Raw genomic sequence first — 12,975 nt, forward strand, 5'->3', positions numbered from 1 at the left:
GCCTAACAAGCGGTCAGATTATCCAAATTTTTTGCAAATTTCTTACTCAAACTGACCGCTTTCACAACAATAGAAATCTAAAGATTATGCTTTTGCTTTCTCTGCTGCTTTTACGATAACTGCAAACGCAGGTGCTTTAAGAGATGCTCCGCCTACCAATGCACCATCAATATCAGGTTGAGTAAATAATTCTGCTGCATTAGCATCATTTACCGAACCACCGTATTGAATGATGACTTGATCTGCAACAGCTTGAGAATGTTTAGCAATGTGTCCACGAATAAATGCGTGTACTGCTTGTGCTTGAGCAGGAGTTGCTGATTTACCTGTACCAATCGCCCAAACTGGCTCATAAGCAATAACTGCACCATTAAATGCTTCTGCACCAAGGGTGTTTAATACTGCATCTAACTGTCTAGCACATACTGCTTCTGTTTGACCCGCTTCATTTTCCGCTTCAGTTTCACCGATACATAATACAGGTACTAAACCAGCATCTTTTAATGCAGCAAATTTTTTTGCGATAAATTCATCACTCTCTTTATGGTAAGTACGGCGTTCTGAATGCCCGATAATGATATATTTTGCACCAAAATCTTTTAACATTGCAGTTGAAATATCACCTGTAAATGCACCACTTACATTCACATCCACATTTTGAGCCCCTAAAGCAATCACTTTTTTGGTTGTACAATCACAACCACAGCTTGCTAATGCAGCTTCTGCTTCTGCCAAGTACATTACTGGCGGAGCAATTGCAACATCACAACCTGTTACACCATCAAGTTCACGTTTTAAGCCTTCAATAAGCTCTTTAGTAAATGCTTTGCTACCGTTTAACTTCCAGTTACCCATAACCAAAGGACGACGTGCCATTTTGTTTCTCCTAAATAAATTAAATATGAAATAAAAAAATAATAGCGAGCACTATACCAAATTTCTCAAAAATTTTTACTTTTTTCATCATTATTTCAAATCCAGATCAATAAATAACTGGTAAACTATACGTTGAACTTTCCATATAGGGCACTTTTAAGTGCCTTTTTTAATAAAAAACAATGAAAACACTCACTTATTTATTTGGTAAACCGCAACAAGCGGGTAGATTGAAAGCACAATTTGCAGATTTCATCGTCAAAGAAGAACTTGGCTATGACTTAACTGGTGAAGGGGAATTCGTGGCGGTTAAGATCCGTAAAACCGATGCTAACACCCTTTTTGTTGGTGAAAAACTTGCTGAGTTTGCAGGTATTTCAGCAAAAAATATGAGCTATGCGGGGTTAAAAGATCGCCACGCAATTACAGAACAGTGGTTTTGTTTACACTTAGCAGGTAAGGAAACACCTGACTTTTCACAATTCCAGCTTGAAGGCATTGAGATCCTAGAGGTAACTCGTCATAACCGCAAAATTCGTGTGGGGAGCTTAGCAGGAAATTACTTTGAACTGCTGTTAAGAGATGTTCAAGAAAGCCCAGAACTCATTCATCGTTTAAACCAAATACAAGCGGTTGGATTTCCCAATTATTTTACTGAACAGCGTTTCGGACGAGATGGACATAATCTAACCCAAGCTCAACGCTGGGCAAGCGGTGAGATTAAGGTCAAAGATCGCAAAAAGCGGAGTTTTTATCTTTCTGCTGCTCGCAGTGAAATTTTTAATCTTGTTGTTGCTGATAGAATTGCTTCAGATACATTTAAACAAGTTATTGAAAATGATATCGTTCAGCTTGCTGGCTCAAATAGTTGGTTTATCGCTCAAGCCGATGAATTAGCCAGTTTAAATCAGCGATTAGCACAAGGCGATATTTTACTCACAGCACCGTTAGTGGGCGAAAATTCACTGCAACAAACGGTTTCTGAGCGAGAACAAAAAATTGTTTCTGAACAGAAACTTTTATTGAATTTAATGGCACAAGAACGGACTAATACGGCACGTCGCTCAATGTTTTGTGTACCAACGGAGTTTGTGTGGCATTTTGAGCCTGAAGGTTTACGCTTACGATTTTTCTTACCTTCTGGTAGCTACGCCACTGCATTAGTGAGAGAGTTAATTTCTCTTGATGAAGAAACCGCATAACAAGCGGTCGGATTTTACGGATTTTTTACCAAATTTAAGGACAATATGAATATTTTATTAAGTAATGATGATGGCATTAATGCCGTAGGTATTCAAACGCTTGCGAAAACTCTACGCAGTGCAGGGCATAACGTAACCGTTGTTGCACCTGATCGCAACCGTAGTGCCGCATCAAGTTGTTTAACTTTAGTTGATCCATTACGAGTTCATCGCTTTGACAATGGCGACTATTCTGTGATTGCAGGCACGCCTGCCGATTGTGTGCATCTTGCCTTAAATGGTCTGCTTGATACACCTTTTGATTTAGTCGTATCGGGCATCAATCACGGTGCGAATTTAGGCGATGATGTTGTCTATTCTGGTACTGTCGCCGCAGCTTTAGAAGGTCGCCATTTACCTTTAGCCTCAATCGCTGTATCGTTAGTTGGACATAAAGATACTAACTACTTAACTGGCAAATGCCATTTTGAAACCGCCGCTCAAGTTGTATTAGATTTATTACCTAAAATTAAGCAAGATAATATTCCAACAAATCAAGTTTTAAACGTGAATGTTCCTAATATTCCTTATGCGGAATTAAAAGGAATGTTAGCCACACGCTTAGGAGATCGTTCTCCTGCTGCTGAAATTATTAAACAACAAGATCCTCGTGGTGCTAACATTTACTGGATTGGTGCAAGCGGTAAACCAATTGATGAGAGCGAAGGTACTGATTTTTATGCGATCAAAAACGGCTATGTTTCTATTACACCAATTCAAGCCGATATGACTGCTCATCAATCAATCCAAACATTAAAAGGATTATTATAATGAAACTTTTTGGTGCAATTTATGATAAAACGATGGCGTGGTCGCAACACAAATTTGCGGCTGCTTGGCTAAGTTTTGTGAGCTTTATTGAAGCAATATTCTTCCCTATTCCGCCAGATGTAATGCTTATTCCAATGTCGATGAGTAAACCTCATATGGCAACACGCTATGCGATATACACTACTATTGCTTCTGTATTAGGTGGGATTATCGGTTATTTTATTGGTTTATATGCGTTTGATTGGGTAAAAGGCATTATTGTAGATTGGGGAATGCAAGCAAACTTTGATAAAGCAATGAATTGGTTTGAAACTTGGGGCGTTGCGATTGTTTTCTTAGCGGGGTTCTCGCCAATTCCCTTTAAAGTGTTTACAATTTGTGCGGGTGTAATGCAGATGGCATTTTTGCCTTTTGCGATTACGGCTGCAATTTCTCGTTTTGCTCGTTTCATTCTTGTGGCAAAATTATCAGCGTGGGGCGGTGAAAAATATGCGGATAAAATCCGCCGTTCTATTGAATTAATCGGTTGGGGAACGGTTGTTATTGCCGTTATTGCCTACGCCATTTATACCTTTGTTAAATAATAAGGAAGACAATATGAAAAAATCATTCTTTTTATTACCCGTTTTTGCATTAGCTTTAACAGCGTGTTCAAATTCTTCAACTGAATCTACTGGTGCTGAAGTAACATCTGTTGGGGCACCTGCTTGGCAAACTGATGTTCAAACTGCGGAAATGCCGAGTTCGATGACTCAACCCACTTATCAGCCACAACCGAGTTATCAACCTCAACCTAGTTACCAACCTCAGCCAAGCTATCAACCTCAACCAGTACAAGCAATGCCGCAGCCTGTAACACAAGCTAGCTATGGTCAAAGTGAAATGGTAGGAAACTGTAATGTGGTGCGTGATGGTAATAATACACCAGTTTATGCTCAAATTCAGAAAGGTTGCTACACTGATAGTTCATACACCGTTGGTAAACACGATACTGTATTTTTAATTGCTTATTTGTCAGGTAAATCTGTCAGTCAAATTGCGACTTTAAATAATCTTTCGCAACCTTATCAATTAAGAACGGGTCAAGTACTGCGTTTAAGATAGTTACTTGTAACATTATAAATAGGCAACAGCAGTAGGCTAACTACTGCTGTTATTTGCTTTTACTCAAGGATCAATAATGAAAAAATCGTTTTTACTTTTACCGCTTGCCGCAGTAATTTTAACTGCTTGTAGCTCTAATTCACCAGCCCCTGTTGTTAATGCTGATGGTTCAGAACTAAGCCCTGGTGTAATGCAACCTGTGGTAGGCACTGGTGCTATGGATGGCAGCTACGGCTGGCAAACAGATGTGCAAGCAACACAAATGCCAAGCACAATGAATACACCAAGCTATACCACGCCACAGCCTGTTTATCAAGCACCTGCTCCACAACCTGTACCAGTTGCAGTACCACAATACCAACCAGTGCCAACAGCGAAACCTGCTCCACAGCCAGTTGCAAAACCAAAACCGCAACCAGCAAAAAAACCAGTATCACAAGATTTTACTATCCCGCGTGATGAAAAAAATGCACCAATTTATAGCCAAATAGATAAAGGGTTCTATAACGGCGATAGCTACACTGTGCGTAAAGGCGATACAATGTTCTTAATTGCTTATATTGCTGGCAAAGATGTCAAAGAAATTGCCGCACTCAATAATATGAAAGAACCCTATCAACTTAATGTAGGACAAACTTTAAAACTAGGTAATCCTACACCAGCAGCGAAAGAAACAGCACAAGCGACTTCAACACCTGCACCACAGCCAGTTAAGCCTGTTGAACCAGAAGTAACCTATACTCAAGCACCAAACGGTACTGCTTACGGTTCTGATGGTACAGTAACTGGTCCTGTAAAAGCTAGCGTAGGAAACGGATCGGTTCCACCTGTACGCCCGACGGTTACCGCAACAACAGGAGTAACACCGACAGTTATTGCGACAGCACCAACAATCCAAGCAACAACACCTTCAACCAATACCACAAGCTATGAGCAAGCACCTGCTACTTCATCACTAAAATGGCAATGGCCAACCCAAGGTCGTGTTATTTCAGGTTTCTCATCTGCTGAAGGGGGAAATAAAGGGATTGATATCGCTGGTGCAAAAGGGCAACCAGTTAAAGCAGCTGCTGCAGGTAAAGTTGTGTATGCAGGAAATGCACTTCAAGGTTATGGAAACTTAATTATTATCAAACATAATGATAACTTCCTCAGTGCTTACGCCCATAACGATACAATTAAAGTTGATGAGCAAGATAATGTGAGTGCAGGGGAAACTATCGCGACATTGGGTAGTACAGGCACAAATAGCAATAAACTTCACTTTGAAATCCGCTATTTAGGTAAATCAGTCGATCCAACTCGCTATTTACCAAGACGCTAAGTGTAACATCTCATTCTGACCGCTTACCTCCACAAGCGGTCATTTTTTATAAGGAATTTACAAATGGTGCGTTGTAGCTGGGTTGGAGATAGTCAAATTTATATTGATTATCACGATCACGAATGGGGAAAACCTGAATTTAATAGTCAAAAGTTGTTTGAAAAGATCTGCTTAGAAGGGCAACAAGCAGGGCTTTCTTGGATTACCGTTTTGAAAAAGCGAGAGCATTATCGAACTGCATTTTATCAGTTCGATCCCCAAAAGATCGCTCAAATGAGTGAGAATGATCTTGATCGTTTAATGGAGAATCAAGGCTTAATCCGCCATCGAGCAAAATTAGCAGCAATTATTCGTAATGCAAAGGCTTATCTTGCAATGCAAGTGAAAGGGGAAGATTTTAGTCAATTTATTTGGTCGTTTGTTAATGGCAAACCACAAGTCAATAATATCACTGATTTAAGTGATGTGCCTGCTAAAACAGATATTTCTAAAGCAATGTCTAAAGCCTTGAAGAAAAAAGGATTTGTCTTTGTCGGGGAAACTACTTGCTATGCTTTTATGCAATCAATGGGATTAGTTGATGACCATCTAAACCACTGTTTTTGTAAAACGAAATTGTAAAAAAATGCATAAAACTGACCGCTTCTCTATTTTATTTGCACATAATCAGGAATTTATTCCTAATCAATTTTTTAATAGTGAAAAATGGCAAGAAAATAATATCTCTCATTTTTCGGAACGCCTTTTAAATAAATGGAAAAGTCGTAAAATGGCTGATTTTCTATTATATAAAGCATTTCAAAAGCATAATCTTGATTTAACATTATTAAATAATATTCAGAAAACAGATAGTGGTCGCCCATATATTCCCAATAGTGAAGTAGATTTTAATATTTCTCATTCAGGGGAATGGGTTGCGATTATTCTATCGGATCATACGATAAAACGAGTAGTTGGGATTGATATTGAACACCCACAAAAAACACGCCGTTATAATGAATTATTGCAATACTATGCCAGTGAGCAAGAGATTACTGAAATTCAGAATACGCAAATTTTACCGCAAATCCAACCGCTTATTTCTCGTTTTTATTTAAGTTGGTGTTTGCGAGAAGCTGTTTTAAAATCACAAGGCGTAGGAATTATTAAACTTTCTGAAGTGCAACATTCATTAAGTAAGCAAAGGATTACATCAGCTTATTGCCCGAAAGGTCAGCTATGCTTTTATGATCAGTTACCTTTTTATCTCGCTTATTTCTTTGAGCAACCTGAATTTATGCTATCATTACCGCCTATTTACCAATGGAAAAATGGGCAACTTCATTTAATTGAAAATTTAACCCCTATTATCTATCAAGTTAATCATTCGATATGCCAAAAATAAATTTTGAAGGACAACACTCACGCTTTGGAAAATTAGTTTCAGAAGGATTTCAATGGTTATTAAATATTTCATTATTAGCTGCTGGTCTTATTCTCTCTTATGCTTTATTTTCTGAAGCCTATTCACTGATTGATTTATTATTACATCATAGTGAGAAATTCCAAGTCGTTGAAAAAATTGTTATTTTCTTTCTCTATTTTGAATTTCTTGCACTCATAGTTCAATATTTTAAATATAATTACCATTTCCCATTACGTTATTTTCTATATATTGGAATTACCGCAATGGTTAGGTTGATTATCGTTGATCACTCTAATGCAATGCACACATTATTATTTGCTCTGGCAATATTAGTGATGGTCATTGCATTATATTTTGTACATTCTGATCGCTTACGTAAAAGTTAAGGAAAAATATGAGCCAAATTCACCAATTTTCACAACAAGATTTACAGATCGTCCGAGAAGAAACGGTTTATAAAGGGCATTTTGAACTAAAAAAAATGTTCTTCCGACATAAATTATTTTCAGGCGGAATGAGTGGCGAAGTTGTTCGTGAGTTATTGATTAAAGGGGCTGCATCGGCAGTGATTGCTTACGATCCTGTGCGTGATAGTGTTGTACTGGTTGAACAAGTGCGGATCGGCGCTTACGATCCAAATAGCTCACAATCGCCTTGGTTGGTCGAACTTATCGCAGGAATGGTTGATACTGACGAATCGCCTGAAGAAGTAGCTATTCGAGAAAGCCAAGAAGAAGCGGGTTTGACCGTAAGCAATTTACAGCACGCAGTCAGTGTATGGGATAGCCCAGGTGGAACGGTAGAACGCTTACACATTTTCTTAGGTTTAGTTGATAGCTCACAGGTCGGCGGTGTATATGGGCTAGAAGAAGAAAACGAAGATATTCTTGTTCACGTCGTTAGTCGAGAACAAGCCTATCAATGGGTTGAGCAAGGTAAAATAGATAATGTCATTGCTGTTGTTGGTTTGCAGTGGTTGCAGTTGAATTATCATAAATATATTCAAAAAGCTGCATAATTTGATTTTGTTAAAAGTTAGAATGCCTATTTTGCTCAAATAGGCATTTTATTTTTGTCTTGTCCTGTCTTATAGATAAAATATGGATTTTTCTTGCATACTCTAGCAAAAAAAATATAATTGATAATTACTATCAAACCTATTAAGAGTGTTAGAATATGTCATCTCTCAAACAACAAGTTGCTGAATTATTAGCTCAAGATCCAAACCTTATCACCCTTGAAATTGCAGACAAATTAAAAACACCCGAAGGCAATGTGCTAGTGGCATTACCTGAAGAATTTGTGCGTGTTTTTTCTGCGGAACGTGCGGAAGAAATTTTACAAGCGGTGAGTAATTGGGGAATTTTTACCACTATTATTGAAAAAGAAGGTTCAATCTTTGAAATTAAAGATCGTTTCCCAAGTGGAATTATTGGGCGTGGTTATTACAACCTAAATATGAAAGATAATGAAGGGGCAATTCACGGACATTTAAAATTAGATAATATTGCTCAAATTGCTTTTGTAAGTTTGCCATTCCGCGGTAAAGAAAGCTATAACATCGCATTTATTGCACATAGTGGGCAAACCATCTTCAAGATTTACTTAGGTCGAGATGAGAAACGTCAGCTCTTCCCAGAACAAGTTGAATTATTCAAATCATTTAAATAGAAGGAGACAATATGACAGCCAATCGTCAGGAAGTACTACAAAACCGTTTAGGTCCAGAAATCCAAGAACTCAAACAACAAACTAAAACGATTGTTCTTGCGACCGTAGATAAAGATGGCACACCAAATGTAAGTTATGCACCATTTGTAATTAACAATGGCGAATATCAGGTGTTAATTTCCACGATCGCACGCCATGCACGTAATTTGCAAGAAGTACCGAAAGTATCGTTAATGTTAATTGATGATGAAAGTAAAAGCCGTGAAATTTATGCTCGTCGCCGTTTAACTTTTGATGCAACAGCTCGTGTTTTAGCACGTCATTCTGCAGAATGGGAAAATGCGGTTGCCGCTCTCCAAGCTCGCCATGGGGATATTGTTGCTGATTTATCAAAATTAGAAGACTTCAATCTATTTTGCTTTAAACCTGAACAAGGCTTATTTGTAAAAGGTTTTGGTAAAGCCTTCCAAGTGAGCACTGATGATTTAGTGAATTTTGTTCACTTAGATGAAGGTCATCGTCAAGAGAACGTTCACGGTTAATTACTGAACCACTCGTCTTAAAAATATTGAGATTCTATTTTTAAGACGAGATTTCTTATCACTTTTTACTTGCCAACAATCTACTTTCCATTTAATTTTATTCTTATTTTTGTTCACTATATATCTTTATAATGTCTAGCCACTCACTTTATACACATACTCAAGCGTACTGGGATTTTCTTCGTATTGAAAAGCAAGCAAGCCCACATACATTAGCAAATTACCAACGCCAACTAACCGCTATTTGTGAATTATTAGCTCACCAACAGATCACTGAATGGCAGGCTGTTGATGTTTCGGTTATTCGTTGGGTATTAAGTGAGAGCCATAAAAAAGGGTTAAGTGCTAAAAGTATCGGGCTAAGGCTAGTTGCATTAAGACAATTTCTCGCTTTTTTGGTGCGTAAAGGAGAGCTGAAAACGAATAATGCCATTGGCATTAAAGCACCAAAGACAAATAAGCATTTGCCAAAAAATATTGAGGCAGAACAGATAAATCATTTGTTAAATATTGAGAGTAATGAACCGCTTGACTTGCGAGATCTGGCAATGATGGAACTAATGTATAGCTCGGGTTTACGCCTATCTGAGTTACAAGGGCTAAATTTAGGCGATATGGATTTACAAATTGGGGAAGTTAAGGTTCTGGGAAAACGTAATAAAGAGCGGATTGTTCCAATGGGAACAAAAGCGATCGAAGCAATGCAGCAATGGCTTGCCGTGAGAGGCTCTTTTCAACCTAAAGATAATGCTGTCTTCTTAAATCAACGTGGTGGACGTTTATCCCATCGCTCAATTCAACTGGCAATGGAAAAATGGGGGAAGAAACAAGGGCTAACGACTCATTTACACCCACACAAACTCCGCCATTCATTTGCGACACATATGTTAGAGGCAAGCTCTGACTTAAGAGCGGTGCAAGAACTTCTCGGACATAGCAACTTATCTACAACCCAAATCTATACTCACTTAGATTTTCAACATCTTGCTAAAATTTACGACTCCGCTCATCCAAGAGCGAAGCGTAAGTAAAATGGGTGTAATGATAAAATGGTTGCTGATTTATCCATTACACCTATATTTTTAAGTTTCCCTTAACTACTCGCCCTAGCATATTCTGCAGCTTCAGCAATAAGTGCATCATCGGGGCGTTGCCCTGTATAAAGCTCAAATTGTTCAACGGCTTGTAGCACAATCACTTCCGCACCAGAGATCACTTGCTTACCTTGTTTGGTCGCATAAGCAATAAAAGGGGTATTGGCTGGCTGTGCAACAACATCAAAAGCGACTTTCGCTTGATCAATAAGTGATGTTGGGAAAGCCATATCATTCGCTTCTTTCGCTCCCGCCATTCCGATTGGGGTAACATTCACAAGAATATCAGCCATTAGATTTTCAAGCGTTGGGAAATAATCGAAACCATATAAATCCGCCAAATATTTTCCTGTTTGAGCGTTGCGAGCAACCACTTTCACATTGTCAAACCCTGCATCACGAAAGGCGGCTACCACTGCTTTTGCCATTCCGCCACTGCCTTGAACGATAACAGAAGCGGTAGAATCAAGCTGATTTTTTGCAATCAGTTTGGCTATCGCAATATAGTCGGTGTTATAGGCTTTTAGGTAACCGTTACTATTTACAATAGTATTGACCGATTGAATAGCTTGGGCGGACGGCGAAATCTCATCTAAAAACGGCATACAACTCTCTTTAAAAGGCATTGAAACAGCACAACCACGAATACCTAATGCTCGAATGCCTTTTACTGCGTGTTCAATATCCTCTGTGGTAAATGCCTTGTAGATAAAATTTAAGCCAAGTTTTTGGTATAAATAGTTATGAAAACGTGTACCGAAGTTACCAGGTCTGCCTGAAAGCGACATACAAAGTTGCGTATCTTTAGTAATGAACATAGTTCGTCCTTATTGGTAAGGTAATAAAGTAAAGAGTGGTTATCTTACTACAAATTTGTTGCAGATAAATAAACAGAAATTTTGTAAAAAATGGATTGAAACCAACCGCTTATAGAGTAAAGTGGTTATAATTTGGTAGTTTTATTATCGGAGTTTGTTATGCACGCATTTTCTCATTACCTTCCCGAATTTTTACAACACCAACTATTCTGGGTTCTTGCATTACTCGTTTTTTCCATTTGGCAATTTATGAGTAATAAGCTCAGAATGGATATTGTTGCTTTATTGGTGATTACATTCTTTAGCTTGAGCGGTATTTTAACCACAAAAGAAGTATTTGCAGGGCTGAGTGATCCCAATGTGATACTTATCGCACTACTCTTTATCGTAGGCGAAAGTTTAGTCAGAACAGGAATTGCTTATCAAGTCAGTGAGTGGTTAATGAGAATGGCTGGGGCAAGTGAAACTCGTGTGCTGATACTACTGATGCTATCTATTGCAGGACTTGGTTCATTTATGAGTTCAACGGGGATTGTAGCTATTTTTATTCCTGTGGTTCTCGCCATTTGCTCTGGAATGGGGATTTCTCCAAAAAGATTGATGATGCCATTAAGTGTTGCAGGTTTAATCAGTGGAATGATGACGTTAATTGCCACGCCACCCAATCTAGTTGCACATTCAGAGTTAGTTAAAGCAGGCTTTGAAGGATTTAGCTTTTTTAGTTTTACGCCAGTTGGTGTTGCAGTTTTAGCCCTTGGGATTGGCTATATGTTAATTGCTCGCCGTTGGCTAGATAATGGTGAGAATGTGAGTACTGAACGCAATGCTCGTTCGTCAATGCATCAATTTATTGATGAATATCAGCTCGCAGGTCGAGCCAAAATGACCATCATTACCGCAAACTCTCTTTTAATTGGTAAAACTATCAATGAACTCAATCTACGCGATGAATATGGCTTAAATATTGTTGCCATTCAACGAGTAAAACGTTTCCGCCGTATCACATTAAGTGCTTATGGCACTGTTACGTTGCAAGATAAAGATATTTTACTGCTTGATGTTGAAGTGGATAGCGAAACATTTTCTCATCGTTGTGAACAATTTGGGTTAAAAAATATTGAATTAAAAGGAGAATATCTTTCTGATCACGCTCAATCGGTCGGAATGGCAGAGCTTTCCATTTTGCCAGAAACAGGCAGTATCGGTAAAAGCATTAACGAGTTACGTTTTCGTTCTACTTATGGATTAACCGTAGTGGGTATAAAACGTGATGGTGAAATTCTGCAAGATAATATAATCCATACACCATTAAAATTTGGTGACGTGTTATTAGTAATGGGCGTTTGGCAACAAATTCTAGAAATGGATAAAACCAGTCGCGATTTCTTTTTACTAAACACCCCTGAAGAGAGTAAAAAAGCCGCCCCTGCATTAAGCCAAGCACCACACGCACTTTTTTCCGTACTGACAATGGTTATTCTGATGATTACAGGCATTGTTCCGAACGTTATTGCAGCACTTATTGCCTGTTTAATGTTGGGAAAATTCCGCTGTATTGATATGAAAAGTGCTTATGAATCTATCCATTGGCCAAGCCTGATTTTGATTGTGGGAATGATGCCATTTTCTATCGCATTACAAAAAACAGGGGGAATTGATTTAATTGTCGGTATTTTATTAGAGATTATGCAGGGAATGGATATCCATTTTGTCCTGATTGTACTCTTTGTCTTTACTTCTATTGTGAGTGCTTTTATTTCTAATACCGCCACAGCGATTTTAGTAATGCCGATTGCGATTGCGATAGCTCAACAGCTCAATTATTCCGCAGCGCCATTTGCGATGATTGTGGCAATTTCAGCTTCAGCCTCTTTTATTACACCAGTGTCTTCGCCAGTTAATACAATGGTACTAGCACCTGGCAATTACAAGTTTATGGATTTTATTAAAGTTGGCGTACCATTCACGATTTTAGTAATGCTATTGTCGGTGTTCTTAGTTCCTCTATTATTTCCATTAAACTAGAAACTAATTTTAACAACTAAATTATTATTACTGCTGGCGAACGTCAAAAATATAGAATTTATAAGGTGGGCTAAAGCCCACCTAAGACTGATGACAAGCCCCAA

At 38.3% G+C, this 12,975-nt stretch carries 15 protein-coding genes; 13 read left to right on the forward strand and 2 right to left on the reverse strand.

Translation table 11 applies throughout. The features are described from left to right. Nucleotides 1-84: 84 nt before the first annotated feature. A complete protein-coding gene (gene tpiA / locus A1D25_RS07470) occupies nt 85-876 on the reverse strand; it encodes a triose-phosphate isomerase (RefSeq protein ID WP_157395068.1) in 792 nt (263 codons plus the stop codon). Nucleotides 877-1,058: 182 nt separating this feature from the next. On the opposite strand from tpiA, the gene truD reads away from it, so the two are divergent. The 12 genes from truD (at nt 1,059) to xerC (ending at nt 9,965) form a co-directional block, all read left to right on the forward strand. Next, nucleotides 1,059-2,078 (forward strand): tRNA pseudouridine(13) synthase TruD, encoded by a 1,020-nt coding sequence (gene truD, locus A1D25_RS07475; RefSeq protein WP_157395069.1) that lies wholly within the window; start codon nt 1,059-1,061, stop codon nt 2,076-2,078. 45 nt (nt 2,079-2,123) lie between these two features. Further along, entirely contained in the window at nt 2,124-2,888 is a 765-nt protein-coding gene (gene surE / locus A1D25_RS07480) for a 5'/3'-nucleotidase SurE (RefSeq protein ID WP_157395070.1), read from the forward strand. Continuing rightward, a complete protein-coding gene (locus tag A1D25_RS07485) occupies nt 2,888-3,472 on the forward strand; it encodes a YqaA family protein (protein WP_157395071.1) in 585 nt (194 codons plus the stop codon). The genes surE and A1D25_RS07485 overlap by 1 nt, the downstream gene beginning before the upstream one ends. A gap of 13 nt (nt 3,473-3,485) precedes the next feature. Further along, nucleotides 3,486-3,992: a LysM peptidoglycan-binding domain-containing protein gene (locus tag A1D25_RS07490; protein WP_157395072.1), complete on the forward strand. Its 507-nt coding sequence runs from the start codon at nt 3,486-3,488 to the stop codon at nt 3,990-3,992. Between the two features lie 76 nt (nt 3,993-4,068). Beyond that, nucleotides 4,069-5,316 carry a murein hydrolase activator NlpD gene (gene nlpD, locus A1D25_RS07495; protein ID WP_157395073.1) on the forward strand — a complete coding sequence of 416 codons (1,248 nt, stop codon included), beginning with the start codon at nt 4,069-4,071 and terminating at the stop codon, nt 5,314-5,316. A gap of 63 nt (nt 5,317-5,379) precedes the next feature. Further along, nucleotides 5,380-5,937 carry a DNA-3-methyladenine glycosylase I gene (locus tag A1D25_RS07500; protein ID WP_157395074.1) on the forward strand — a complete coding sequence of 186 codons (558 nt, stop codon included), beginning with the start codon at nt 5,380-5,382 and terminating at the stop codon, nt 5,935-5,937. Nucleotides 5,938-5,941: 4 nt separating this feature from the next. Continuing rightward, nucleotides 5,942-6,700 (forward strand): 4'-phosphopantetheinyl transferase family protein, encoded by a 759-nt coding sequence (locus A1D25_RS07505; protein WP_157395075.1) that lies wholly within the window; start codon nt 5,942-5,944, stop codon nt 6,698-6,700. Then, complete coding sequence (psiE, locus tag A1D25_RS07510) at nt 6,688-7,107, forward strand: phosphate-starvation-inducible protein PsiE (protein WP_157395076.1); 420 nt, start codon at nt 6,688-6,690, stop codon at nt 7,105-7,107. The genes A1D25_RS07505 and psiE overlap by 13 nt, the downstream gene beginning before the upstream one ends. An 8-nt stretch (nt 7,108-7,115) precedes the next feature. Beyond that, nucleotides 7,116-7,739, forward strand: coding sequence for an ADP-ribose diphosphatase (gene nudF, locus A1D25_RS07515; protein ID WP_157395077.1), 624 nt, complete (start codon nt 7,116-7,118; stop codon nt 7,737-7,739). Between the two features lie 158 nt (nt 7,740-7,897). Beyond that, the gene (gene hutX, locus A1D25_RS07520) at nt 7,898-8,392 is read left to right on the forward strand and encodes a heme utilization cystosolic carrier protein HutX (protein ID WP_157395078.1); all 495 of its coding nucleotides are present in this window, start codon (nt 7,898-7,900) and stop codon (nt 8,390-8,392) included. Between the two features lie 11 nt (nt 8,393-8,403). After that, a complete protein-coding gene (gene hutZ, locus A1D25_RS07525) occupies nt 8,404-8,934 on the forward strand; it encodes a heme utilization protein HutZ (RefSeq protein WP_157395079.1) in 531 nt (176 codons plus the stop codon). A gap of 131 nt (nt 8,935-9,065) precedes the next feature. Then, entirely contained in the window at nt 9,066-9,965 is a 900-nt protein-coding gene (gene xerC, locus A1D25_RS07530) for a tyrosine recombinase XerC (protein WP_162853276.1), read from the forward strand. Between the two features lie 62 nt (nt 9,966-10,027). On the opposite strand, the gene A1D25_RS07535 is transcribed toward xerC, so the two are convergent. Beyond that, nucleotides 10,028-10,846, reverse strand: a complete 819-nt coding sequence (locus A1D25_RS07535) for a shikimate 5-dehydrogenase (protein WP_157395080.1) — start codon at nt 10,844-10,846, stop codon at nt 10,028-10,030. 159 nt (nt 10,847-11,005) lie between these two features. Here A1D25_RS07535 and A1D25_RS07540 point away from each other — a divergent pair, with 159 nt between their 5' ends. Continuing rightward, on the forward strand, nt 11,006-12,871 hold the full coding sequence (locus tag A1D25_RS07540; RefSeq protein ID WP_157395081.1) for an SLC13 family permease: 1,866 nt from the start codon (nt 11,006-11,008) through the stop codon (nt 12,869-12,871). Nucleotides 12,872-12,975: the final 104 nt, after the last annotated feature.

The organism is Ursidibacter arcticus (assembly GCF_009761375.1).
Classification (GTDB): Bacteria; Pseudomonadota; Gammaproteobacteria; order Enterobacterales; family Pasteurellaceae; genus Ursidibacter; species Ursidibacter arcticus.

What these genes read in the sequence shown, in the direction of transcription:
- A1D25_RS07490 (WP_157395072.1), top strand. Translation starts at nt 3,486, where the DNA reads ATGAAAAAATCATTCTTTTTATTACCCGTTTTTGCATTAGCTTTAACA.
- A1D25_RS07485 (WP_157395071.1), top strand. Translation starts at nt 2,888, where the DNA reads ATGAAACTTTTTGGTGCAATTTATGATAAAACGATGGCGTGGTCGCAA.
- A1D25_RS07505 (WP_157395075.1), top strand. Translation starts at nt 5,942, where the DNA reads ATGCATAAAACTGACCGCTTCTCTATTTTATTTGCACATAATCAGGAA.
- A1D25_RS07535 (WP_157395080.1), bottom strand. Translation starts at nt 10,846, where the DNA reads ATGTTCATTACTAAAGATACGCAACTTTGTATGTCGCTTTCAGGCAGA.
- xerC (WP_162853276.1), top strand. Translation starts at nt 9,066, where the DNA reads ATGTCTAGCCACTCACTTTATACACATACTCAAGCGTACTGGGATTTT.
- surE (WP_157395070.1), top strand. Translation starts at nt 2,124, where the DNA reads ATGAATATTTTATTAAGTAATGATGATGGCATTAATGCCGTAGGTATT.
- A1D25_RS07500 (WP_157395074.1), top strand. Translation starts at nt 5,380, where the DNA reads ATGGTGCGTTGTAGCTGGGTTGGAGATAGTCAAATTTATATTGATTAT.
- hutZ (WP_157395079.1), top strand. Translation starts at nt 8,404, where the DNA reads ATGACAGCCAATCGTCAGGAAGTACTACAAAACCGTTTAGGTCCAGAA.
- psiE (WP_157395076.1), top strand. Translation starts at nt 6,688, where the DNA reads ATGCCAAAAATAAATTTTGAAGGACAACACTCACGCTTTGGAAAATTA.
- truD (WP_157395069.1), top strand. Translation starts at nt 1,059, where the DNA reads ATGAAAACACTCACTTATTTATTTGGTAAACCGCAACAAGCGGGTAGA.
- nlpD (WP_157395073.1), top strand. Translation starts at nt 4,069, where the DNA reads ATGAAAAAATCGTTTTTACTTTTACCGCTTGCCGCAGTAATTTTAACT.
- nudF (WP_157395077.1), top strand. Translation starts at nt 7,116, where the DNA reads ATGAGCCAAATTCACCAATTTTCACAACAAGATTTACAGATCGTCCGA.
- tpiA (WP_157395068.1), bottom strand. Translation starts at nt 876, where the DNA reads ATGGCACGTCGTCCTTTGGTTATGGGTAACTGGAAGTTAAACGGTAGC.
- hutX (WP_157395078.1), top strand. Translation starts at nt 7,898, where the DNA reads ATGTCATCTCTCAAACAACAAGTTGCTGAATTATTAGCTCAAGATCCA.
- A1D25_RS07540 (WP_157395081.1), top strand. Translation starts at nt 11,006, where the DNA reads ATGCACGCATTTTCTCATTACCTTCCCGAATTTTTACAACACCAACTA.